Below are 462 nucleotides of genomic sequence, written 5' to 3'. Positions count from 1 at the left end.
TCGCCTTGACCTGCTCGGGGCTCAACACGCCCATGGGCGCCCGCGCCTCGGCCTTCTCCAGGTTCGTGGCCAGCCGCTTCTCGTACGCCTTCTCGTAGTTGCGCGGCGCCTCGCCCAGACGGCAGTCCTTGCGGATCGCCTTCTCCGCGGCGGCGTACTCCTCGCTGCCCTCCGCGTGCGGAATCGCTGCCAGCCGGGCGTACATCTCGTCGCGCTTCCGCGGGTCGATGAAGTCGGTGTAGAGGTCCTCGAAGACCTCGTTGGAGACCTCGCCGGACAGGCCCAGGTCCGCGATCCCGTCGCCGGTCCAGTAGCCGGGTGGTTCGCCCTGCAGCCCGATCGAGCGCAGGTAGTAATGCTCGGTACCGGCACCGACCGTCTTGGTCAGGTAGCCGGGATCTGAGCCTGCACTGATCGACAACATCGGTACTGAGAGTAGGCGATTTTCAAGATCATCACTAG

At 65.6% G+C, this 462-nt stretch carries 1 protein-coding gene; it reads right to left on the bottom strand.

Going from position 1 to position 462, the window contains the following annotated elements; all coding sequences use genetic code 11:
* On the bottom strand, positions 1-462 hold a 462-nt coding region (locus G3I78_RS48160), incomplete at both ends, for a relaxase domain-containing protein (RefSeq protein WP_239158480.1).

It is taken from the genome of Streptomyces sp. SID13726, assembly GCF_010548375.1.
Classification (GTDB): domain Bacteria; phylum Actinomycetota; class Actinomycetes; order Streptomycetales; family Streptomycetaceae; genus Streptomyces.
The sequence above is the reverse complement of the archived record's forward strand: the minus strand, read 5'-3'. Positions and strand labels throughout refer to the sequence as shown.